Genomic DNA, 21,770 nt, shown 5'->3' with positions numbered 1-21,770 from the left:
ACTCCTTGCTTGCGTTGGGCCCATCATGTTGATCTAACGTCTGAAAGACAGGCGCTGGGCAGGGGCGATATTCATGCAGGACCGGCGCGCGACGTGCGATCGTCGGGACCGTCTGAATCGCTTCGTGTGAGGATGGGGATCGCGTTGGCTGGGGACGATGTCACGAGCCGGGGACCGGTGCGACGCGCGCTGGATCTCCTTTATCTGGGTGCGGGCTACGCCGCCGGCGCCTTCATGGTTGCGATCTTTGCAATCATGATGATCATGTCGATCGGACGCCAGTTTGCGGTCAACATTCCCGCCGGCGATGATTTCGCCTCATGGTGCATGGCCGCGATGGCATTCCTCGGCCTCGCTCACACCTTCAAGCGCGGAGAGATGATCCGCGTCGGCCTGCTGCTGGAGCGTCTGCATGGGCGCACCAAACAGGTTGCGGAGGTCGTGGCCCTCGGTATCGCTACCTCTTTCATCCTCTATTTCACCCGGCATGCCGTGCAGATGACCTACGATTCCTGGCGCTTCAACGACGTGGCGCAGGGCGTCGTCGCGCTTCCGCTCTGGATTCCGCAGCTCGGGTTTTCCGGCGGACTCGCGATCCTGTCGATCGCACTCATCGATGAAATGATCAGTGTCATCAGCGGCAACCGGCCGAGCTACGAGAAGGGCTCGCCGGACGAGACCCCGGACGAATTCATCGAGCGGATCTCACAGGGCGGCGGAGGTTGACGATGGCCAATCTCGGCATGATCGAACTGTCGTTCATTCTGCTCGGCGTCATGATCGTGCTGCTGGGAAGCGGCATCTGGATCGCGGTTTCGCTCGGGCTCGTCGGCTTCGTGGCGATGGCGCTGACCACGAGCCTGCCGCTCGGCTCGGTGCTTGCGACCACGACATGGAGCGCAAGCTCGTCATGGACACTGGCCGCGCTGCCGCTGTTCATCTGGATGGGCGAGATTCTCTTCCGCACCAAATTGTCCGAGGAGATGTTTCGAGGCCTGTCGCCCTGGGTTCAGTGGCTGCCGGGGCGTCTCACTCATGTCAACGTGATCGGCTGCGGCATCTTCGCGGCGGTGTCGGGCTCGTCGGCGGCGACCTGTGCGACCATCGGCAAGATCGCGCTGCCAGAGCTCGACAAGCGCGGCTACGACAAGGGCTTGAGTCTCGGCTCGCTCGCGGGCTCCGGCACGCTCGGCCTGCTGATCCCCCCGTCGATTCCGATGGTGGTCTATGCCGTCACGGCGAATGTCTCCGTGCTTCAGGTGTTCCTCGGCGGCTTCCTGCCAGGCGTGCTCGTGATGGTGCTCTATTCCGGCTACATCATCATCTGGTCGCTGCTGAACCCGAAGAAGATTCCGCCGCGCGATCCCCCGATGCCGTTTCGCCAGAAGCTGAGCGAGTCGGCCAGGCTTGCGCCCTGCCTATTGCTGATCCTGGCGGTCTTTCTCTCGCTCGTGCTCGGCTTTGCGACGGCGACGGAATGCGCTGCCTGGGGCGTTTCGGGCGCGCTGCTGCTGGCGTGGTGGAGCCGCACGCTCACACGCAAGAACTTCCTCGAAAGCATCATGAGCGCGACGCGCCTGACCTGCATGATCATGCTGATCCTGGCGGGCGCTGCCTACACGACCGCAGCGATGGCCTATACCGGCATTCCAGCAGCGCTCGCCACCTGGGTCCAGGGCCAGCAGCTGACGCCGGGCATGCTAGCGTTGTATCTGAGCATCATGTACATCATCCTGGGATGCCTGATCGACGGCATCTCGATGATCGTCCTCACCGCCGTGATCGTGCTGCCGATGGTCAAGCAGGCCGGCCTCGACCTGGTCTGGTTTGGCGTCTATCTCATCATCCACGTCGAGATGGCGCAGATCACGCCGCCGGTCGGTTTCAATCTGTTCGTGCTCCAGAACATGAGCGGCCGCGATACCTTGACGGTCGCCCGGGCAGCATTCCCGTTCTTCGTCCTGCTGCTCGCGGCCGTGTTTATCATCACGGAATATCCGCAGATCGTGATGTTCTTGCCCAAGCTCGCTTTCCCAGACTGAGCGTACCGGTTTTGAAATTGACTGTGAGGAGAAGTCCGATGATGTCTCGTTTATTCCGCGCATCCCTGATCGCCGGCGCCGTGCTGGCCGCGACACCCGCTTTGGCTCAGACCAAATGGAATCTGCCGGCGGCATATCCGGCCGACAATCCGCACTCGGAGAACCTGGTCGCGTTCGCCAAGGACGTCGATGCCGCGACATCCGGCAAGCTCCAGATCACGGTTCATCCCGGCGCCTCGCTGTTCAAGGCGCCCGACATCAAGCGCGCGGTGATGACCGGGCAGGCGCAGATGGGCGAAGTCCTGCTGTCGATCCACGAGAACGAGGATCCGGTGTACGGGGTCGACGTCGTGCCGTTTCTGGCGACCAGCTTTCCGGACGCCATGAAGCTGTACCAGGCGTCGAAGCCGCTGATTACGAAGAAGCTGGAGGCGCAAGGGCTGAAGCTGCTGTTCGTCGTGCCGTGGGCGCCGCAGGGCGTCTATGTCAACAAGCCGCTTGCGACCATCGAAGACATGAAGGGCCTGAAATGGCGGGCCTATAACGTTGGGACCGCGCGTATTGGCGAGCTCGTCGGCGCGCAATCGGTCACCATCCAGGCGGCCGAGTTGCCGCAGGCGCTTGCCACCGGCGTCGTGAACTCCTTCATGTCGTCCGGCGGCACCGGCTACGATGCGAAGGCATGGGAGTCGCTGAAGTACTTCTATGACGTGCAGGCCTGGATCCCGAAGGACTACACCTTCGTCAACAAGGCCGCGTTCGACGCGCTCGACAAGCCGACCCAGGAGGCCATCCTCAAGGCTGCCGCGACCGCGGAAACCCGCGGCTGGAAGGCCTGGCAGGACAAGAGCACCTGGTACATCGACCAGCTCAAGGCCAAGGGCATGACGGTCGAGCCGCCGACGCCCGCGCTCAAGGCCGGCTTCCAGAAGATCGGCGAACAGCTCACCGCCGACTGGCTCAAGAAGGCTGGCGCCGACGGTCAGGCGCTGGTTGACGCCTACAAGAAGATGTGAGGACGACGGGACTCGGCGAACCCGATCTCGCCGAAACTGCGCAACGACTTCGCGGCGACACGCAACCGCCGCGGAGTCGAGACAAGCTCAGCTTGAGATCGCCTTCGCCGATCCCGCTTCGTTGCGCAGCAGGAATTTTTGGATCTTTCCCGTCGACGTCTTCGGGATCGGTCCGAACATCACCGCCTTCGGCGTCTTGAAGCCGCTCATATGCGAGCGGCAGAAGGCGATGATGTCGGCTTCGCTCGCGCTCGCGCCGTCCTTCAGCTCGACGAAGGCGCAGGGCACTTCTCCCCATTTCGGATCGGGCTTTGCGACCACGGCGGCGAACAGCACGGCGGGGTGCTTGTAAAGGATGTCCTCGACCTCGACGGAAGAAATGTTCTCGCCGCCGGAGATGATGATGTCCTTGGAGCGATCCTTGATGATGACGTAGCCGTGCGCGTCGAGCACGCCGAGGTCGCCGGTGTGAAACCAGCCGCCCTCGAAGGCCTCCTTCGTCGCCTTGTCGTTCTTGAGATAGCCCTTCATCACGATGTTGCCGCGGAACATGACCTCGCCGATGGTCTCGCCGTCGCGCGGCACCTGCCTCATGGTCTGCGGATCGATGACGGTGACGCCTTCCTCGAGCGGGTAGGGCACGCCCTGCCGCCGCTTCAGGCTGGCGCGCTCGGCTGCGGGCAGATCATCCCAGCCAGGCTGCTCGGCGCAGACGGAGGCGGGGCCATAGACCTCGGTCAGGCCGTAGACGTGCGTCAACTTGATGCCGATGCTCTCGGCGCCTTCGAGCACCGCGACCGGCGGTGCGGCGCCGGCGATCAGGCCGACGACGCGGCGCGCGGCATCGCCCTTCGGTGCATCGGGCGCGTTGATCAGCGTGTTGTAGACGATCGGCGCGCCGCACATGTGGGTGACGCCGTGCTGCTTGATCAGCTCGAAGATCTTCGTCGGCTCGACCTTGCGCAGGCAGACATTGATGCCGGCGGCCGCCGCCATGGTCCAGGGGAAACACCAGCCGTTGCAGTGGAACATCGGCAGTGTCCAGAGATAGACCGGATGCTGGCCGAGTTGGCCCGCGAGGATGTTGCTGACGGCATTCAGATAGGCACCGCGATGATGGGTGACGACGCCCTTGGGATTTCCCGTGGTGCCCGAGGTGTAGCTCAGCGCGATCGCGTCCCATTCGTCGCCGGGCGGGATCGCCGCGAAGTCAGGATCGCCTTGCGCGAGGGCGGCCTCGTACTCGATCTCGCCGATGCGCCTGCCGCCCTTGAAGGCGGCGTCGTCGACGTCGATCACGAACGGTTTTCGTCCGGTCATCTGTGACAGCGCATCGGTGATTACGCCGGAAAACTCGGGGTCGACCAGAATGATTTTTGCGCCGCCATGACCGAGCTGAAATGCGATCGAAGGCGCATCGAGCCGGATGTTCAGTGCGTTGAGCACGGCACCCGTCATGGGGACGGCGAAATGCACCTCGTTCATCGCCGGAATGTTCGGCAGCATCGCGGCGACCGTGTCGCCGACGCCGATGCCCTTGCCGGCAAGATACGAAGCAAAGCGCTTGCAGCGCTCATGCGTCTCGCGCCAGGTGAAGCTGCGCCCCTCGTAGACCGTGCTGACATGATCGGGATAGACCGCGGCGCTGCGTGCCAGGAAGCTCAACGGGCTCAGCGGCACGTAGTTGGCGGGCGTCTTGTCGAGGCCGATATTGTACTGGTTCTGCCGCTCGCTCATCGACACCTCCCTCACGCGCCGGCTTACAGGAATCCGATCGAGATCCACGGAAAGACGGCGACGACAATCAATCCCACCAGCAGCGCCAGCAAATAACCCCAGATCGGCCTGATGCCTTCGGCCGGATCGACGCGTCCGATGGCGCAGGCGGCATAATAGCCGACACCGAACGGCGGGGCGAATAGCCCGATACCCATGGCGAGAATGATGACCATGGCATAGTGCACCTCGTGGACGCCGACGGCGCGCGCGATCGGAAACAACAGCGGCCCGAACAGCACGATCGCCGGGATGCCCTCCAGCACGCTGCCGAGGATGGTGAAGGCCAGAATCGAGACGGCGATGAAGGTCGCCGCGCCGCCCGGCAATCCGGTCATGGCGGACGCCAGCGCGCGCGAGAAGCCCGATTGCGTCAGGCCCCAGGCCATGCCGGTGGCCGTGCCGATGATCAGCAGGATCGCGCCCGACAGCGCTGCGGTTTCGACCAGCATTGGAAACAGCCGCCGCCAGTCGAAGCGGCGATAGACGAGGAGGCCGACCAGGGCGCCATAGACGATGCCGATGGTGGAGACTTCGGTCGCGGTCGCGATGCCTTCGACCACGGCGTAGCGGATCACGAAGGGCAGCGCGAGCGCGGGCAGGGCGATGACGAAGGTCTTGCCGATCTCGCCACCTGTGGCGCGGCGGACGTGGCTCATGTCCTCGTGGCGGTAGCGCCACCACACCAGCATGCACAGCGTGATCGCGAGCACGACGCCGGGCAGCAGGCCGCCGGTGAACAGCGCGGCGATCGAGACGCCGGTGACCGATCCGATCGTGATCAGCACGAGGCTCGGCGGAATGGTTTCGGTCTGCGCGCCCGTCGCCGCAAGCAGCGCGACGAGATCACCGGGCTTGGCGCCGCGCTGTTTCATCTCCGGGAACAGCACGGGCGCGACCGCCGCCATGTCGGCCGCCTTGGCGCCGGAGATGCCCGAGACCAGGTACATCGCGCCGACAAGAACGTAATGCAGCCCGCCGCGGACATGGCCGAGCAGGCTCGCCAGGAACGCCACCATGGCCCGTGCCATGCCGGTCATTTCAATCAGGAGCCCCAAAAATACGAACAGCGGCACCGAGAGCAAAATGAGGTGGCTCATGCCCTCGTCCATCCGCCCGACCAGCACCATGACCGGCGTCCGCGTGGTCAGTGCCAGATAGCCGTAGATTGCGAGCCCGAAGCCGAACGCGATGGGAACACCGGCAAAGACGCAGAAGCCGGCGACGCCGACAAAGAAGATGACGAGGTTGAGGTTGCCGAGCGGCCGCAGATAAGGCTGTGCCAGCCAGAACAAGCCGACGACGACAGCAACGGCGACCGCGGCCGTCAGCACCATGCGATAATCGGCTGCGCGCAGCAGCCGCAACAGCGCGAACGCCGCCATCAGGCAGATGCCGGCCGGCAACGCCGCGGCGCGCCACATATTGGAGATCTGCAGCGCCGGCGTGGTGATGAAGCTTTCCTCGTAGGCGTAGTCCCAGGACGGCCAGACGATCAGCGCCAGGAAGGCCAGCGCCGCGCAGGTCGCGACCAGATCGAGCCAGGCCCGCGTGGCCGGCCTGGCGCTGCCGACAACCGCGGTCATGCGCATGTGCTCGGAGCGGCGGAACGCGACCGCCGCGCCCAGCATGGCGAGCCACAGGAACAGGATCGAGGCAAGCTCGTCCGACCAGATCAGCGGCCGGTGCAGGCCGTAGCGCGCGACCACGCCGGCAAACAGGATCGCGATCTCGGCGATCACCAAAATGGCCGCCGGAATTTCGACGAGGAGGCCGAGTGTGCGCTCCGTCGAGGCCAGCAAGGAAGGTCGGCGAGGGGACCGAACAGTCGCCTCGCCCGCCACTCCGCTCACCTCGACCACAACCTGAGCCATGACGGCTCCAGCGCGTTAAGACAGCTTGCCGACGGCCTTTTCCAGCAGGTCCCAGGCCTGGTCGCCATATTTACCCTTCCACTCGGCATAGAAGCCGGCGGACCGCAGCTTGTCGCGGAACGGCGCGACGGCGGGCTGATTGAAGGTCAGGCCCTTGCCCGCGAGCTCCTGCTGGAGATTGGCATTGAGCTTGGCGGTATCCTCGCGTTCCTTAAGCGCTGCGGCATTGATGTTCTTGGCGACGATGGTGCGCACATCCTCGGGCAGGCTGCTCCACGCCTTGCGGTTGGCCAAGAACCAGAAGCCATCCCACATGTGGTTGGTCAGCGAGCAGTATTTCTGCACCTCGTAGAGCTTGGCGGTCGAGATGATCGCGAGCGGGTTCTCCTGGCCCTCGACGATCCTGGTCTGCAGCGCGGAATAGACCTCGGCGAAATTGATCGAGGCGGGCGCCGCATCGAACGCCTTGAACATCGAGGTCCACAGCGGCGACACCGGCACGCGGATCTTGAAGCCCTTGAGATCGTCCGGACCGGTGATCGGCTTGCTCGACGACGTGGTCTGGCGGAAGCCATTGTCCCAGATCTTGTCCATGACCTCGAGCCCGGCCTTCTTGATCTCGCCGCGGACAAAGGCGCCGAGATCGCCGTCCATGGCCTTCCAGACCGTGCCGTAGTCCGGGAACGCGAAGCCGATGCCGTTGATGGACGCCGCCGGCACCAGGGTCGACAGGATCAGCCCCGACAGCGTGAAGAACTCGACGCCGCCGGAGCGGATCTGGCTCAGCATGTCGGTGTCGGACCCGAGCTGGTTGTTCGGGAAGATCTGGAGGTCGAACTTGCCATTGGTCTCGGCCTTGATCGCCGCCGCCATCTCCTTGGCGCGCACGTTCAGCGGATGGGTGTCCGGCAGGTTGTTGGCGTATTTGTAGGTGAACTCGGCGCTCTGGGCGCGGGCCACATGGGGCGCACTGAGGCCGCCCAGGACCGCGGTCGCGGCGGAGGCCTTGAGAAGCGTGCGGCGGGAAAAGCTCATGGGTCTGCTTCCTCGGAAAGTTTGTTGTTGTTCTGAGATGCAAACCTATACGGACGGAAGGTCAGAAGGTCATCTGCGATCTCGCGAAGCCTCGCTTATTGCAGCCGGACATCGTCACGGCAATATCGGCTTTCGGAGGCATGGGCCGGATTCAAAAATGCGAAAAACAACCCCATGCACAGTAGCCGCCGAAAGCCGGAGCGACATGCGACGGCCGGCCCGGAAAGGACGAGGAACAAAGGTGCAGTGAGAGGAACCATCGCTAAATAACTGATCTGATTGTATATAAATATATTCCATAATATACCTTATGCGAATCATGGATATGGCTGTGCAGATCAGGCCGGATAATTCCGTAGCTACCCAGAACGCCTCTCTCAGCTCACACTTGCCATCAACAAGCCCGGCAAACCGACGTAGCGGTTGAGGCCACGGCAGCATTTGGAGGTTCGTCATGCAGGAGAACGTCGCCCGCGCAGACCGTTCGCGCGCCATTCCATTCGATGCTGCCAAGCTCGATGGCCTGATGGAGGCCGCCGGCCTCGACGTCCTGGTCGCCACCTCGAAGCACAATGTGCAGTACCTGCTGGGGGCCGAGCGCGCGATCTTCTTCGACTACATGGATGCGCTGGGGGTCAGCCGCTATCTGCCGGTTCTGGTCTATCCCAAGGGCGCGCCGGAGAAAGCGGTCTATGTTGGGCACCGGCTGGAGACCCATCAGCGCGCCGTGGCGCCGCCATGGGTGGCGCAGGTCCGGACCGAGTCCAACGGCTCGGTCGATGCCATCGCGCGGGCCGTAAGCCTGATCCGGGATGCCGGCGTGCCCCTGAAGCGGGTCGGGGTCGAGATGGCATTCCTGCCGATGGATGCGGGCCGGGCGCTCAGTGACGCCCTGCCCGGCGCCGAGCTCAAGGACGCACTGCTGGTGCTGGAGCGGCTGCGGGCGGTCAAGTCGGCCGACGAGCTGGCGAAACTCAAGGCGGCCTCCGAGCTCGTCATCGCCTCGATGCTGGAGGTGATCGCCGGGCACGGGCCGGGCACGACCAAGCAGCAATTGTCGGATGCCTTGCGGATCGCCGAAGCCAATCGCGGGCTGACCTTCGAGTACTGCCTGCTCGCCTGCGGCAACAGCCACAACCGGGCGCCGTCGGCGCAGCGCTGGGAGCAAGGTGAGGTGCTGTCGCTCGATTCCGGCGGTAATTATCACGGCTATATCGGCGACCTCGCGCGCATGGCCGTGCTCGGCGAGCCCGATGCAGAGTTGAACGACTGTCTGGCAGAGATCGAGGCGGTCCAGCGCGCCGCCTTCGCCGCGGTCCGGCCCGGCGCCATGGGCGGCGACATCTACGTCGCGGCCGAGCGGCAGCTCGCGAAGATCACCCAGCGCGACTGCACGGAGTTTCTGGCCCACGGCATGGGCCTCGTCAGCCACGAGGCCCCTCGCCTGACCGCCAAGGGTCCGATCCCCTACGACGACACCGATGCCCGGTTGCCGCTCGAAACAGGCATGGTGGTGTCGATCGAGACCACGATGAAGCATCCGAAGCGCGGGTTTATCAAGCTCGAGGACACGGTTGCGGTGACGGCGGCGGGCTACGAGATCTTTGGCGAAGGTGGCCGCGGCTGGAATGTCGGTGGCAGCGTGCGTTGATCCGAGACCCTCATGGTGAGGAGCGCGGAACGCGCGTCTCGAACCATGAATGGCCCAGCTCTCGCCAGTGGTCATCCTTCGAGACGCCTGCGTTGCGGGCTGCTCCGGATGAGGTGCGGAGTGTACTGAAGCTGCTCAGCTACCGCACCAGCAGCAGCTCCAACTGGCTCTGCGCCTTCTTCACGGCCGTCGCATACCATCCCTGGCTTGGTGCTTCCCTGGCGAAGCACGCCGTGTACGCATTCATCGCATTGTCTTCGCGGGTGATGTCGCCGCGGGGGTCCTTCTTGTCGATGGGCTTGGCCATCATCTGCTTCCAGACTTTCTCGCAGGCCGGGATCTCGGCGGTCTTCACGGCGTCGCTTGCGGCGATGAAGAAGACCTTCTCGCCCTGGATCGCAACGACGTCGATTTCATGCGGCGGTCCTTTCAAATCGCCATTGCCGCGCACGCCCTGTACGGCGACCGCCGCGCTTGCTCCCGCGGGCTTCGTGATCGGCAACTCGGCATATTTGGCGAAGGCAGAGTCCTGGATTACCTGATAGTAGAAGCGGTCCGACTTGAACGCGGCGCCGATCTCCTGTGGCATGCCGTCCTCGCGGTGCTCGCGCAGCCAGTGTTTGAGCAGCGCGGTGGTGGTCACGACGGCTTGCATCTTGTCGCCTTCGGAGGCGAAGCCGAGGCCGTCGAGATGGCCAAAGCCGGAGTCGCCCTTGAAGAGCGTGTCGGCGTTCGACTGGCCCTCTGCCGGCAGCCCCTTGATCGTGATCGGCCCCATCAGGCCGCGCAGCACATTTGTCAGCTCCTTGAGCGCCGCATCGTGCTGCTTGCTGGTCTCGTCGTTTTCCGGAGCCTTCGCGAACTTTGCGATGTAGCGATCGCGCAGGTCGAGATAGTGCTGCTCGGGCGTCGCCGCATAAGCGGGCGTAGCCAAGGCGAGCAGGCAGAGTAAGGCAAGGCACTTCATGGCGATCCCACGACGCAAGAGCTGTCTTCAGTCTTTGTGCCTCTGTTTCGCGGGAAGGTTCATCTGCGATGGGCGTGCCGTCGCGGGGCCCTTCTCCGCCGGCGCAAGTAGACCACGATGGTCAGCGGTTCTTCGAATAGACCGATTCGCGATGAACTTCCCGACCGTTCTCATCGATGACGACGATCCGGAGATCCGGATGTCCTCCCGGCCGTTTCGTGCGTACGTCTTCCGCCAGGCTTTTGCTGTGGGCAATGGCAGCGCCATCGCTTCCAAACTCCAGACCTGACTTGTCCCGAGCCGGAACGCCATCCTTCATGTCGAAATAGTAAGTGCGCAGCATCAGTATCCTCTCGCGTCCATCCGTCCTGGCGTGCTTGGCCAACCTATTGGAGAGGAAAGCAAACAGGGGCCATCAGCCCTCGGGAACGCAAATCGAGTTAAACACCCAGTGAAGCTAGCGAAGGTTCGCATGGGCGGATTTGATTCCGATCAAACCTGTACGCCGTGGCGATCGCCGGCGGGGGCGCGAGCGCCCTACTCCGCCGGCGTGAGTTGCCGGCTCAGGCGCGTCCCAGCCGTCTCCCGCACGTGGATACGGGCACGGCGTTTGCGCCACCAGATCACAACGCCGGTGACCGAGAGTGCCGCCACGACCAGCCCCATGATCGAGATCAGGATGCGGCCGAACAGGCCGACGATGCGGCCCGAATGCAGCGGGAATTGCGCCTGCACGAAGATGTCTGCGGCGGTGCCGACCCAGGGCAGCCGTTCGCCGATCGGACGGCCGTCCTCGCTGTCGTAATAGAGCTGCGCCGGACCGACGCCGGCGGCGCCGTGATCGTCGCCCGGATGGAAGAACGCGGCGGCATAGACGCCGTGGGCCGGGCCGTAATTGATCGAGCCGACCGGGACGGTCCACCCGCGCCCCTTGCCGTCGGCCCGCGCGCGCGCGGCGATGTCGGCGAAGCTGACCTTGGGCTCGATGGGGTCGTCGAGATCGCGATACGGCCGCTGCTCATAGGGCGTTGGCGTGTAGTTCGACACCATCTTCATGAGCGGCGAGAACACCTCGAAATAGAGGTTCAGCGAAAACGCCGTGAAGGCGATGATGAACAGTACGCCCCAGGTCCAGAGGCTGAAGGCGCGGTGGATGTCGAAATTGATCCGGTAGGCGCTGCCCGAGGTCTTGATGGTCCACGCAGGCGCCCAGCGCGCCCAGAAGCCGCGTTCGAGCTGGCGCGCGACCTGGGGCGCCCGTGCCGCCCTGGCGCGCCGGCGCGAGGGCAGCGTTAGGTAGAAGCCGACAAAACAGTCGATGGTCCAGATGATGGCGATGATTCCGAGCAGGCGCATGCCCCAGCGGTCGCTACCCCAGAATTCCGGGATGTGCATGGTGTAGTGCAGCTTGTAGAGGAACGAGACGAAGTTCTCTCGCGTCACCGGCCACACCGCGCCCCAATAGCGCCGGCCGAGCTCCGCGCCGGTGTTGGGGTCGAGGAAGATTTGATTGTAGTCGAGCGCGTAGCGCTTGCCGGTCGCGGGATCGATCCGCGGCATGACGAAGAACCACAGCGAGTGGCCCTCCTCCGGCGTCATGAACAGATAGACCACGCGCGCATGGGGATCGCGCTGCTCGATCATCTTCGCGAGATCGATCGAGGGAATCGCCGGGCCTTTGCTGCTGAGATCGAACAGATGGCTATTCAGAACCTCGTCGATCTCGTGATCCCAGGAGATGATCGCCCCGGTGATGCCGGAGAAGAACAGGAATCCGGCCGTGAGCAGTCCCGCCCAGCGATGCAGCTTGCCGAATATCGCTCTCATCGTCTTCTCTCATCAAGCGGGACCGGCCGCCATTGCCGGACCGTCCTCACGTCGAACTCACCACCGATAGGTTAGCTTGCCGATGGCCTTGCGTCCCTCCGCGTAGAAGCAGCCCGAGAGGCTGTAGCAGGCGGCGACATAGCGGGTGTCGGCGAGGTTGGTGACGTTTAGCGAAAGGCGCCAATTGTCCCTGCTGTAGGCGAGCAGCGCGTCCAGCACGGTCGCGGATCCAACCTTGAACGTGTTGGCGTCGTCGCCCCAGGTCGCGCCGACATAGCGGACGCCGCCGCCGAACTGCAGGCCCGCGAGCGGCCCGGTCTGAAGCGTGTAGTCGTTCCACAGCGAGGCGCGGTTGAGCGGCACGGTGACCGGCGCCTTGCCGACATTCACCGGATCCTGCGTGACCATTGCATCGACATAGGCATAGGCCGCGCGCAGGTTCCAGCCGTCGGCGAGCGACATCGTGCCTTCGAGCTCGAGGCCGCGCGACTTAACCTGGCCGGTCTGTTCGGCAATGTTGAGCGGAGGCGCAAAGGTGACGACGTTGTCGCGCGTCAGGTCGAAGGCGGCGAAGGTGAACAGCGCGTTCCAGCCGAGCGGCTGGTACTTGACGCCCACCTCGTACTGCACGCCGGTCTCGGGATTGAGGAGCTGTCCGGTCACACCGGTCGCGAGCACCGGCAGGAATGATTCCGAGTAGCTGAAATAGGGCGCGATGCCGTTGTCGAAATTGTACATCACCGCGGCGCGGCCGGTGAAGGCCGACGCATCCTTCGAGACGGACGTATTGAAGACGCCGCTGTCGACCTGCGTCGTCACGAAATCCTGGCGGCCACTGAATTGGAACGAGAGCCGGCCAAGCTTGATCTGGTCCTGCGCGTACAGGCCGACCTGCGACTGCTTGACGCCGGTGTCGTCGCTCATGGCGCCCATGGTCCAGTCGTAGCTGTAGACCGGGTTGAAGACGTTGATCTCGGGCGCGGACGTCGTGACGCCAAAGGCGGTGTCGCGGAATCTGGTGTTGCGATAGTCGATCCCGACCAGCGTGGTGTGGCTCAGGAAACCCGTGGTGAACTTGCCCTGAAGCTGATTGTCCACCGCGAAGGAGTTGATGTAGGAGTTGCTATAGCTGCCGAAACGCGCGAGCTGTCCCGCGGCCTCGTTGGTATAGCCTCCGCCGTAAAACACCTTCTCCTCGTTGTGCTGATAGGCGTAGCGCAAATTCTGCCGGAACGTGATGTTGTCGGTGAAATTGTGCGAGAGCTGGTAGCCGGCGGTCGCGATCTCGGTGTTGAACGCGTTGAAGCTCGGCACGCCCGCGAAGAACGAGACCGGGATGGTGCGGCCGTTGTTCGGCCAAACCGTGCCCGAGGCCGGCAGGAACTGGAGGCCCCACCCTGCCCGGTCGCGCTGGTAGTTGGCGAGGATCGTGATTGTGGTGTCCTCGTTCGGCTTGAAGGTGACGGCGGGCGCGATGAAGACGCGGTTGTCCTTGGTGAAGTCGACCTGGGTTTCGCCGTCGCGCACCACGCCGGTCAGGCGCCACAGCACGGTGCCGTCCTTGTTGGCGGGGCCGCCCATGTCGAATTGGCCCTGATAGCGGTTGAAGCTGCCGCCGGAGATCGAGACCTCGCCAAACTGCTGGGCCGTCGGCAGCTTGGTCACGTAGTTGAGGATGCCGCCGGTGCCGCTGCCGCCGTACATCGCCGAGGACGGGCCCTTGAGGACCTCGAGGCGCTCGGCGCCGTAGGGATCGAGGCCGTTGAAGTGCACGTAATTGCTGGAGGGAATCCGCAATCCATCGACGTAGAGGCCCGACATGGTGGTGTCGAAGCCGCGGATCTGGAGGGCGCCGAAGCGGGTGTCGGAGCCACCATTGACGTCGCCGCTGACGCCGGCGGTGTAGCGCAACGCCTCGCCGATCGAGACCGCGCCCTGATTTCTGACTTGGTCGGTCGTGACGACGGATACGGACTGCGGGGTTTCGATCAGCGGCGTATCGGTCTTGGTCGCGGTGCCGCTGCGCGTCGCAACGAAACCGCGCACCGGACCGTTGGCGCGTTCACCCGTAGCGCCGTTCGACGATGCCGAGCGGGTTGGCGCGGCTTGCTGCGCTGGAGAGTGACGATTGGCGCGCGCGGCGCGTGTCGCCCCTGACCTTCGCGATGAAGCGACCGCCGCAGGCCGGGCGCGCTGAGCCGGAGCTTCGACGGTGACGGCGGGAATCTGCGTCTGCGCCTCCACGGCACCGAAGGGAACGACGAGAGCAAACGTGCTGGCCGCTCCGAGGAAGAGAATCTGTATCTGTCGACGACGCGTGTCGGAACGCGAACAAAGTTGGAAGTCGGTCACGTCTGTCGAGGCCCCACGCATTGCCGGCTTCGCCGGTATCGTTTTTGATGCCTCGCCCTAACGCAGGCGATTTCGGAGTGCGATAGGAACTGCGTTAGAATTTCTCCAGACGCGTGCGCAGCGCGTGCGACGAATGCGCTCAGTCGTGTCTCGAAGTTTGGAATGCTTCCAGACCGACAAGAGAGTGCTTGTTCGAAATGTCTGGAACGGCGTCAGCGATGTCGCAGCCGGCGGTTGACCCGGCGCGCGAGATAATCGCCCGCGCTCTGGACCAGCTGCACCAGCGCGATCAACACGACGACGACGGCGAGCATCATCTCCGGCATGAAGCGCTGATAGCCGTAGCGGATGCCGAGATCGCCCAGGCCCCCGCCTCCGACGGCGCCGACCATGGCGGAATAGCCGAGCAGGCTGACCACCGCGAGCGTCAGCGCCAGCAGAAGACCTGGCAGCGCTTCGGGGATCAGCACCTTGAGCACGATCTGCATCGGCGAGGCTCCGAACGAGGACGCGGTCTCGATCAGGCCGCCATCGACCTCGCGGATTGCGGCCTCGACCAGGCGCGCGATGAACGGCGCCGATGCGATCGTCAACGGCACGATCGCGGCCGTCGATCCGATCGAAGTGCCGGCCACCAGCCGCGTGAACGGGATGATGGCGACGACCAGGATGATGAAAGGTGTGGACCGCGTCGCGTTGACGACGATGCCGAGCACGCGATTGACGACGGGCGCCGCGAACAGCTCGCCTTTCCGGCTGGTCGCGAGAAAAACGCCGAGCGGCAGGCCAAACGCGGTGCCGATCAGCGCCGCGAGCCCGACCATGTACAGGCTCTCGCCTGTGGCCTGGACGATCAGGTTGATGAGTTCAGGCGACATAGCCGAGACGCTCCGCGGGGAATTGGGATTGTGAGAGCCAGGCCAGCGTGCGCGTCGTCGCGTCTTCGCCGCTGGACATGCCGAGAGGGATACCAAGCGTCAGCGAGCCCACATGCTGGCCGCCGATCTCGTCGATGCGGGCCGACAGCAGCGACACGTCGAGGCCGAGCTCGCGCGCCAGCCGCGCGACCAGCGTGTCGCCGGCCCCTGCCCCTCGCACCTGGACGCGGATCACGGCCTGTCCGGCCGCAGGCGGCTCCGAAACGATCCGGCTCGCCAGCGACACCGGCAGGCTGTCTCCGATCGCTTCGGCCAGGAAGGATTGCGTGATCGGATGCTTGGGGTGGGTGAAGATGTCGGCGACATGGCCGCTCTCGACGACGCGGCCGGCATCGAGCACCACGACGTCCCCCGCGAGCTGGCGCACCACGGACATCTCGTGGGTGATCAGCACGATGGTCACGCCCAGCTCGCGGTTGATGTTCGCGAGCAGATCGAGGATCGCCCGCGTGGTCTGCGGATCGAGCGCCGAGGTCGCCTCGTCCGACAGCAGCACGCTCGGCCGCGTCGCCAAGGCTCGCGCAATGCCGACACGCTGCTTCTGGCCGCCGGAGAGCTCTGACGGGTAGCGGTCGTGCTTGTCGCCGATCCCGACAAGCGTAAGCAGCTCGGCCACGCGCGCACGGATATCGGCCTTGGCCCAGCCGGCAATCTCGAGCGGCAGCGCGATGTTGGCGGCTGCCGTCCGTGAGGACAGCAGATTGAAGTGCTGGAAGATCATGCCGATCGAGCGCTGCGCCAGCCGCAAGTCCCGGCCCGCGAGCGCCGAGATATCTCTGTTATCGACGACGACGCGGCCCGTGGTCGGCCTCTCCAGCCCGTTGATGAGCCGGACCAGGCTCGATTTGCCGGCGCCGGAGCGACCGATGACCCCGGTGATCGAACCGCGCGGGATCGCGAAGTCGATGTTTCTCAGGGCGTTGACGCCGGGCTTGCCGCGATAGGCCGGATAGGTTTTCGAGATGCCTTCGAAGCGGACCATCGCTGCGGGCGCAGTCGCAGCAGGTAAGATCGCGTCAAGCTTTTCGATCGGCTGTCCGATCGCGAGCGACGGGTGGACGTTCATGGAGGCGGCCTTCATGCACAATAGTTCCGCTTGCCCCCTGGGGCATCCGGGAACCGGTCGCATCAAGCGACGGAGAGTGAAACCGCGATGAGGGCTCGGCTGGAGCGCGCTGCACCGCAGCACGCACCATCGCCCTTTCAGCTCTCTCTGGCAATGTCAGATATCCGCGCGGGCTTGGACGAAGTTTTCCAAATTTCTTCCCGCTGAAGAAAATTCATCTGCCGTCGTATGGGCCTCCCGCCCGGCTCAGTGGACCTGCAACCAGGGCCATACGATCAGCAGGAGCCCCGCGAAATAGAGCACCCCGAAGATCAGCCCAAAGCCCCAGAACTGACCCTTGCCAATATAGCCGCTGCCGAAATACATCGGCGCCGGTCCCGTCGCGTAGGGCGAGATCACCCCCATCAGGCCGAGCGAATACATGCAGAGCATGGCAAGCGTCGTGACCGGCAGGTCGGGGATGCCGGATCCGACCGCGAGCACCACGGGCAGCACGGCGGCGGCATGCGAGGTGATGCTCGAGAAGAAATAGTGGATCCAGAAGAACAGCGCGACCAGCAGGAGCATCGCGGTCGACGGCGACAGCCCGGCGAGCGGCTTTGCATATTCGGTCGCGAACCATTTGATGAAGCCGATCTCGTTGAGGCCCGAGGCCAGCGTCAGCAGCGAGGTGAAATAGAAGAACACTTCCCAGGCGCCCTTCTCGGCGACGATATCGGCAAACTCGATTACGCCCGTTACCAGCATCAGCGAGATCACGATGAACACGACGGTGGTGGCGTTGACGAAATTCGAGCCCAGGAGCGGAACGCGGATGTCCGGGCTCGAGCCCGCGATCCACAGGAACATCGCGAGCAAGATCAGGGCAAGCATGATCCACTCGTTGCGCGACATCGGGCCCATCTCCGCGAGCTCCTTCGATGCCCATTCGGAAATTTCCGGGCTGCTCTTCACCTCGGGGCGGCAGACCGCGTAGCTGAGCAGCGGAACCAGCACCATCAGGAGGAGGCCGAGCGGCGCAAAGCCCATGAACCACTGCGCCCAGCTGACGTCGATTCCGACGGTCTTCTTGGCGATGGCGAGTGCTGCCGCATTGGGCGCGAGCGCGGTGAAAAACAATGAGCTGGTGACGGCGGTCGACGCGAACGCGGTCCACATCACGTAGGTGCCGATCTTGCCGGCGGTCGGTCCCGGCTCGGAGCCGTAGATGCGCGGGATGTTGCTGATGATGGGATAGACGATGCCGCCGCTGCGGGCAGTGTTGGACGGTGTCGCCGGCGCCAGCAAGAAGTCCGACATCGCCACCGCATAGCCGAGGCCGAGCGTGTTGCGGCCGAGCTTATGCACCAGCACGAGCGCAATGCGGCGGCCGAGCTGGCTCTTGCGATAGCCGATCGAGAACACGAACGCGCCGACGATCAGCCACACCGTGCTCTCGGCGAAGCCCGCCAGCATCCAGCGCAGCGACTTGGTCGGGTCGGGATCGATATAACCGCCGACGCCAGCAACCGTCAGCCCGATCAGGCCGACCGCGCCGACCGGCATCGATTCCAGGATGAGCCCGGTGATGACGGCCGCGAAGACGGCAAAATAGTGCCACTGATTGACGTTGAGCCCTGCCGGCACCGGCCACAGATAGATCAGCAGCCACACCGCAAGCGGCGCGATCAGCTTCCAGCGAAACCCTTTCGCCTCAGGCGCCTGCGAGCTAGCGGTCATGGGCCCTCCCCCCTCGATCGTCGTTATAGTCTGCCGGCCCGTTGATCGGGCCTATTTTGTCCCAGCGCGGCGTATACGGACTGTCCGCGGCGCAATCAATGGCCCGAGCCGGCTTCTACCGCCCTCTGAACTTCGGTTTGCGTCGCGTCAGGAACGCTTCGACGCCCTCCTTGTGGTCCTCGCTGAGGCTTGCCAGGGCGAACTGGTCGACGTCCATGTGGCTGGCGAGATTATCCAGCGCATGCGCCAGCCGGTTGACCGTGAGTTTCGTCATGGCAACGGAGAGCGGCGGCTGCGCTGCCACCTTGCGCGCAAGCTCCATCGCGGCATCGAACGCATGACCGGGATCGACCACCTGTTCGACCAGGCCCCACTCATAGGCCTCATCCGCGCTGATGCGCTGATCGGCAAGGATCACCGCCTGCTTGGTGCGAGCCGGGCCGATCAGATGCAGTATGCGCGGAATGCTCTGCCAGCTCATGTTCATGCCGAGCCCAATCTCGGGCACGCGAAGATGGGCATCGCGTCCCATGACGCGGAAGTCGAGCGCGACGGCCAGCGCGACGCCGCCGCCGACGCAAAAGCCCTCGATGGCGGCGATCGTGATCTGCTCCATCTCCTGCCAAGCGTGGGTCAGGCGCGGCCCGAGCTTGAGATGCCGCCGCAGCGTGCCGAGATCCATGTCCTTGCGCGAGCGCCCTTCGGCATCCTTGAGGTCGAAGCCGGCGCTGAACGCAGCCGCGCTGCCTGTCAGCACCACGACAGAGGTTGCGGAATCATCCTCAAAACTGCGCGCGGCCGCGGTGAGCTGGCGCAGCGCCTCCGGCGACAACGCGTTGATGCCGTCGCCGCGGTCGAACCGCACCACCGCGATCCGTCCCTCCGGCCCGAGGCCTTTCTCGATTTTGACAAAGTCAGTCAACGCAATCTCCCAGTTCTTGTTGTTCTTGCCGCTAGAGATGACCGGTGCGGCGATGCTCGGGCTGCGCCTCGGGGACAGGAAATCGGTACGTGGTACCGATGGTGATCCAGTTGGCGTTTTCGCCGGTGATGTTGCGGCCGTAGATCACGTCGATGGAAAAGATCTCGTTCGGCCGGTAGCGCACGCCGGTCTGGAAGCGCGGCTGCACCTCGCTCGCGACCTCGGAGGCGCCAGCCTGCCCGTACGCCTCGATCGTCCATTGGAGGGTGTCGGTGAATTTCCAGTCGAAGCCGATGCCGTAGGTCAGGTAATGGCGATCCACCGTGCGATCCCAGAGCCAGCCGCCATTGACGTTGATGCGCATGGTCTCCGACAGGCGGAAGGTCGCGGGGATGACGACAAAGGCGGACAGGGCATCGCCGGTCGCCGCGTCGAACGATCCGCCGCCATATGCCGACAATCCCCACCGGCCTATTCCCGTCGGGACGAAATTCGTCTTGGCTTTCGGCGCAACCGTTGTGCTCCAGTCGCCATCGCTCCGCGCCCGGATGGTCTGCAGGCTCAGCTCGATCGGCCTGAAGGGGTCGACGACACACGAGGGATTGGCGACCGCGGAGAAATCCGTGTTTGAAGCCGCCGACAGCCAGCTTTCCACCTTGCAGGAGCCGACCTCGGAAATGTCGGCGGCATCGACCGCATAGGCGCCATTCGCGGCGCGCGCATCCTGCCCCGCGAATGCGCCCAGAGCCGCGATTGCGGCGGTTATTCCGGTTCGTACAGCCCAGCCCATGGTGCGACGTTAGCAGAGTCTTCGCCTCGACAACGCCCGGATTCTGGGACTATCTTCGCCCCATGAGCGACCATCATCATCACCACGATCACGACCATTCCGAGTTGTCGGAGACCGAGCTGCGCGTGCGCGCGCTTGAGACGATCCTGACCGAAAAAGGCTATGTCGAGCCGACCGCGCTCGACGCCATCATCCAGGCCTATGAGACCCGGATCGGCCCCCATAACGGCGCGCGCGTCGTCGCCAAGGCCTGGAGCGATCCGGCGTTCAAGGAGGCGCTGCTGGAGGACGGCTCGAAGGCGATCGGCACGCTCGGCCATGTCAGCCGCGTCGGCGACCACCTCGTGGTGATCGAGAACACGCCGCAGCGTCACAACATGGTCGTGTGCACGCTGTGCTCCTGCTATCCTTGGGAAATGCTGGGGCTGCCGCCGGTCTGGTACAAGGCCGCGCCCTATCGCTCCCGCGCAGTGAAGGACCCGCGCGGCGTGCTCGCCGATTTCGGTGTGGAGGTCGCAAAGGACGTTGAAATCCGGGTCTGGGATTCGACCGCCGAAACGCGCTTTCTTGTGCTGCCGATGCGCCCCGCGGGCACCGAAGGCTGGAGCGAGGAGCAGCTCGCCGAGCTGGTCACGCGCGATTCCATGATCGGCACGGGCTTTCCCAAGGCGCCCGGAGCGCCGTCATGAACGGCGTGCACGACATGGGCGGCATGGACGGGTTCGGCAAGGTTGAGCCCGAGCCGAACGAGCCGGTGTTCCACGAGGAATGGGAGTCGCGTGTTCTCGCCATGGTGCGCGCGATGGGTGCCGCCGGCGCCTTCAATATCGACACTTCGCGCTTCTATCGCGAGATGATCCCGCCCCACGTCTATCTCTCGAGCTCCTATTACAAGAAATGGTTTCTCGGGCTTGAGGAGATGCTGATCGAGAAAGGCTATCTCACCCGGGAGGAAGTCGCCGCCGGCCACGCGATGCAGCCGGCCAAGGCGCTCAAGCACGGCAAGTTCGATCTCGGCCAGGTCGAGCGCATCATGGTGCGCGGCAAGTTCGCCCGTCCTGCCCCGGCGCCGGCGAAATTCAAGATCGGCGACAAGGTCCGTGCGAAGAACATTCATCCGGCGACCCACACCCGCCTGCCGCGCTACGTGCGCGGCCATGTCGGCATCGTCGAGCTGAACCATGGCTGCCACGTATTTCCGGATTCGGCGGCGATGGAGCTCGGAGAGAATCCGCAATGGCTCTATACGGTGGTGTTCGAGGGCCGCGATCTCTGGGGTGCGGACGGTGATCCGACCTCGAAAGTCTCGATCGATGCGTTCGAGCCGTATCTGGACCCGGCGTGATGAGCAGCACGGCTGCTGCTGCCGCGACGGTCGCGATCCCAAGCATTCCACGCGACGATGACGGCCCGGTGTTCCGTGCGCCCTGGGAGGCGCACGCCTTCGCGATGGCGCTGACCCTGCACGAGCGCGGCGTGTTCACCTGGCCCGAATGGGCCGCAGCCCTGGCCTCCGAGATCAAGCGCGCGCAGGCGGCCGGCGATCCCGATACGGGCGAGACCTACTATCTCCATTGGCTCGCCACGCTGGAGGGCCTCGTCGCGCGCAAGGGCGTCGCCTCGGCGGAGACGCTACATCGCTACCGCGACGCCTGGGACCATGCGGCCGATCGCACGCCGCACGGCAAGCCGATCGAGCTGCGGCCGGAGGATTTTGTGCCGTAGTCGCTTTGCGTGTTGCCTGGGTACATTCTCGCCCCAACCAACACCGTCATTCCCCGCGAAGGCGGGGAAT

Annotated in this window: 19 protein-coding genes; 7 read left to right on the top strand and 12 right to left on the bottom strand. The window is 64.4% G+C overall.

Annotated features, from left to right (window positions below; all coding sequences use genetic code 11):
• Positions 1 to 132 precede the first annotated feature (132 nt).
• Genes C7G41_RS17060 through C7G41_RS17050 form a run of 3 tightly spaced genes read left to right on the top strand, consistent with a single transcriptional unit; the run spans position 133 to position 3,058 of the window.
• Positions 133 to 726 carry a TRAP transporter small permease gene (locus C7G41_RS17060; RefSeq protein ID WP_106943603.1) on the top strand — a complete coding sequence of 198 codons (594 nt, stop codon included), beginning with the start codon at positions 133 to 135 and terminating at the stop codon, positions 724 to 726.
• Between the two features lie 2 nt (positions 727 to 728).
• A complete protein-coding gene (locus C7G41_RS17055; RefSeq protein WP_106943602.1) occupies positions 729 to 2,042 on the top strand; it encodes a TRAP transporter large permease in 1,314 nt (437 codons plus the stop codon).
• 38 nt (positions 2,043 to 2,080) lie between these two features.
• Entirely contained in the window at positions 2,081 to 3,058 is a 978-nt protein-coding gene (locus C7G41_RS17050; protein ID WP_106943601.1) for a TRAP transporter substrate-binding protein, read from the top strand.
• Between the two features lie 87 nt (positions 3,059 to 3,145).
• On the opposite strand, the gene C7G41_RS17045 is transcribed toward C7G41_RS17050, so the two are convergent.
• The 3 genes from C7G41_RS17045 to C7G41_RS17035 are packed head-to-tail and all read right to left on the bottom strand — an operon-like array spanning position 3,146 to position 7,743.
• A complete protein-coding gene (locus C7G41_RS17045; protein WP_199198425.1) occupies positions 3,146 to 4,795 on the bottom strand; it encodes an acyl-CoA synthetase in 1,650 nt (549 codons plus the stop codon).
• Between the two features lie 23 nt (positions 4,796 to 4,818).
• Positions 4,819 to 6,708: a TRAP transporter large permease subunit gene (locus C7G41_RS17040; protein ID WP_106943599.1), complete on the bottom strand. Its 1,890-nt coding sequence runs from the start codon at positions 6,706 to 6,708 to the stop codon at positions 4,819 to 4,821.
• A gap of 15 nt (positions 6,709 to 6,723) precedes the next feature.
• The gene (locus tag C7G41_RS17035) at positions 6,724 to 7,743 is read right to left on the bottom strand and encodes a TRAP transporter substrate-binding protein (RefSeq protein WP_027566940.1); all 1,020 of its coding nucleotides are present in this window, start codon (positions 7,741 to 7,743) and stop codon (positions 6,724 to 6,726) included.
• A 454-nt stretch (positions 7,744 to 8,197) separates the two neighbouring features.
• Between C7G41_RS17035 and C7G41_RS17030 the strand changes: the two genes are divergently transcribed.
• Positions 8,198 to 9,394, top strand: coding sequence for a Xaa-Pro peptidase family protein (locus tag C7G41_RS17030; protein WP_106943598.1), 1,197 nt, complete (start codon positions 8,198 to 8,200; stop codon positions 9,392 to 9,394).
• Positions 9,395 to 9,533: 139 nt separating this feature from the next.
• Here the strand turns inward: C7G41_RS17030 and C7G41_RS17025 are convergent, their stop codons facing one another.
• From C7G41_RS17025 to C7G41_RS16985, 9 genes are all read right to left on the bottom strand, one after another.
• Complete coding sequence (locus C7G41_RS17025; RefSeq protein ID WP_106943597.1) at positions 9,534 to 10,361, bottom strand: hypothetical protein; 828 nt, start codon at positions 10,359 to 10,361, stop codon at positions 9,534 to 9,536.
• A 121-nt stretch (positions 10,362 to 10,482) separates the two neighbouring features.
• A complete protein-coding gene (locus tag C7G41_RS37855; RefSeq protein ID WP_199198442.1) occupies positions 10,483 to 10,701 on the bottom strand; it encodes a hypothetical protein in 219 nt (72 codons plus the stop codon).
• A gap of 197 nt (positions 10,702 to 10,898) precedes the next feature.
• The gene (gene fsrB, locus C7G41_RS17015; RefSeq protein WP_106943596.1) at positions 10,899 to 12,188 is read right to left on the bottom strand and encodes a siderophore utilization protein FsrB; all 1,290 of its coding nucleotides are present in this window, start codon (positions 12,186 to 12,188) and stop codon (positions 10,899 to 10,901) included.
• A gap of 57 nt (positions 12,189 to 12,245) precedes the next feature.
• Entirely contained in the window at positions 12,246 to 14,234 is a 1,989-nt protein-coding gene (locus tag C7G41_RS17010) for a TonB-dependent siderophore receptor (protein ID WP_199198424.1), read from the bottom strand.
• 518 nt (positions 14,235 to 14,752) lie between these two features.
• Positions 14,753 to 15,418 (bottom strand): methionine ABC transporter permease, encoded by a 666-nt coding sequence (locus tag C7G41_RS17005; RefSeq protein WP_106943594.1) that lies wholly within the window; start codon positions 15,416 to 15,418, stop codon positions 14,753 to 14,755.
• Complete coding sequence (locus C7G41_RS17000; RefSeq protein WP_199198423.1) at positions 15,408 to 16,559, bottom strand: methionine ABC transporter ATP-binding protein; 1,152 nt, start codon at positions 16,557 to 16,559, stop codon at positions 15,408 to 15,410. The genes C7G41_RS17005 and C7G41_RS17000 overlap by 11 nt, the downstream gene beginning before the upstream one ends.
• Before the next feature lie 231 nt (positions 16,560 to 16,790).
• On the bottom strand, positions 16,791 to 18,263 hold the full coding sequence (locus C7G41_RS16995; RefSeq protein ID WP_106943593.1) for a DASS family sodium-coupled anion symporter: 1,473 nt from the start codon (positions 18,261 to 18,263) through the stop codon (positions 16,791 to 16,793).
• Between the two features lie 115 nt (positions 18,264 to 18,378).
• Positions 18,379 to 19,185, bottom strand: a complete 807-nt coding sequence (locus tag C7G41_RS16990; RefSeq protein ID WP_106943592.1) for an enoyl-CoA hydratase/isomerase family protein — start codon at positions 19,183 to 19,185, stop codon at positions 18,379 to 18,381.
• Positions 19,186 to 19,216: 31 nt separating this feature from the next.
• Entirely contained in the window at positions 19,217 to 19,975 is a 759-nt protein-coding gene (locus C7G41_RS16985) for a hypothetical protein (RefSeq protein WP_106943591.1), read from the bottom strand.
• A gap of 62 nt (positions 19,976 to 20,037) precedes the next feature.
• On the opposite strand from C7G41_RS16985, the gene nthA reads away from it, so the two are divergent.
• From nthA to C7G41_RS16970, 3 genes are read left to right on the top strand one after another with little or no spacing between them, the layout of a single operon-like run.
• The gene (gene nthA / locus C7G41_RS16980) at positions 20,038 to 20,664 is read left to right on the top strand and encodes a nitrile hydratase subunit alpha (protein WP_106943590.1); all 627 of its coding nucleotides are present in this window, start codon (positions 20,038 to 20,040) and stop codon (positions 20,662 to 20,664) included.
• Positions 20,661 to 21,320 carry a nitrile hydratase subunit beta gene (gene nthB / locus C7G41_RS16975; RefSeq protein ID WP_106943589.1) on the top strand — a complete coding sequence of 220 codons (660 nt, stop codon included), beginning with the start codon at positions 20,661 to 20,663 and terminating at the stop codon, positions 21,318 to 21,320. Before nthA ends, nthB begins: the two co-directional genes overlap by 4 nt.
• A complete protein-coding gene (locus C7G41_RS16970; protein WP_199198422.1) occupies positions 21,320 to 21,700 on the top strand; it encodes a nitrile hydratase accessory protein in 381 nt (126 codons plus the stop codon). Before nthB ends, C7G41_RS16970 begins: the two co-directional genes overlap by 1 nt.
• Positions 21,701 to 21,770 lie beyond the last annotated feature (70 nt).

The sequence above is a fragment of the Bradyrhizobium sp. MOS002 genome, from assembly GCF_003020115.1.
In the GTDB taxonomy this organism is placed as follows: domain Bacteria; phylum Pseudomonadota; class Alphaproteobacteria; order Rhizobiales; family Xanthobacteraceae; genus Bradyrhizobium.
Note: the sequence above shows the minus strand (reverse complement) of the source record. Positions and strands in the feature narration are given on the sequence as shown.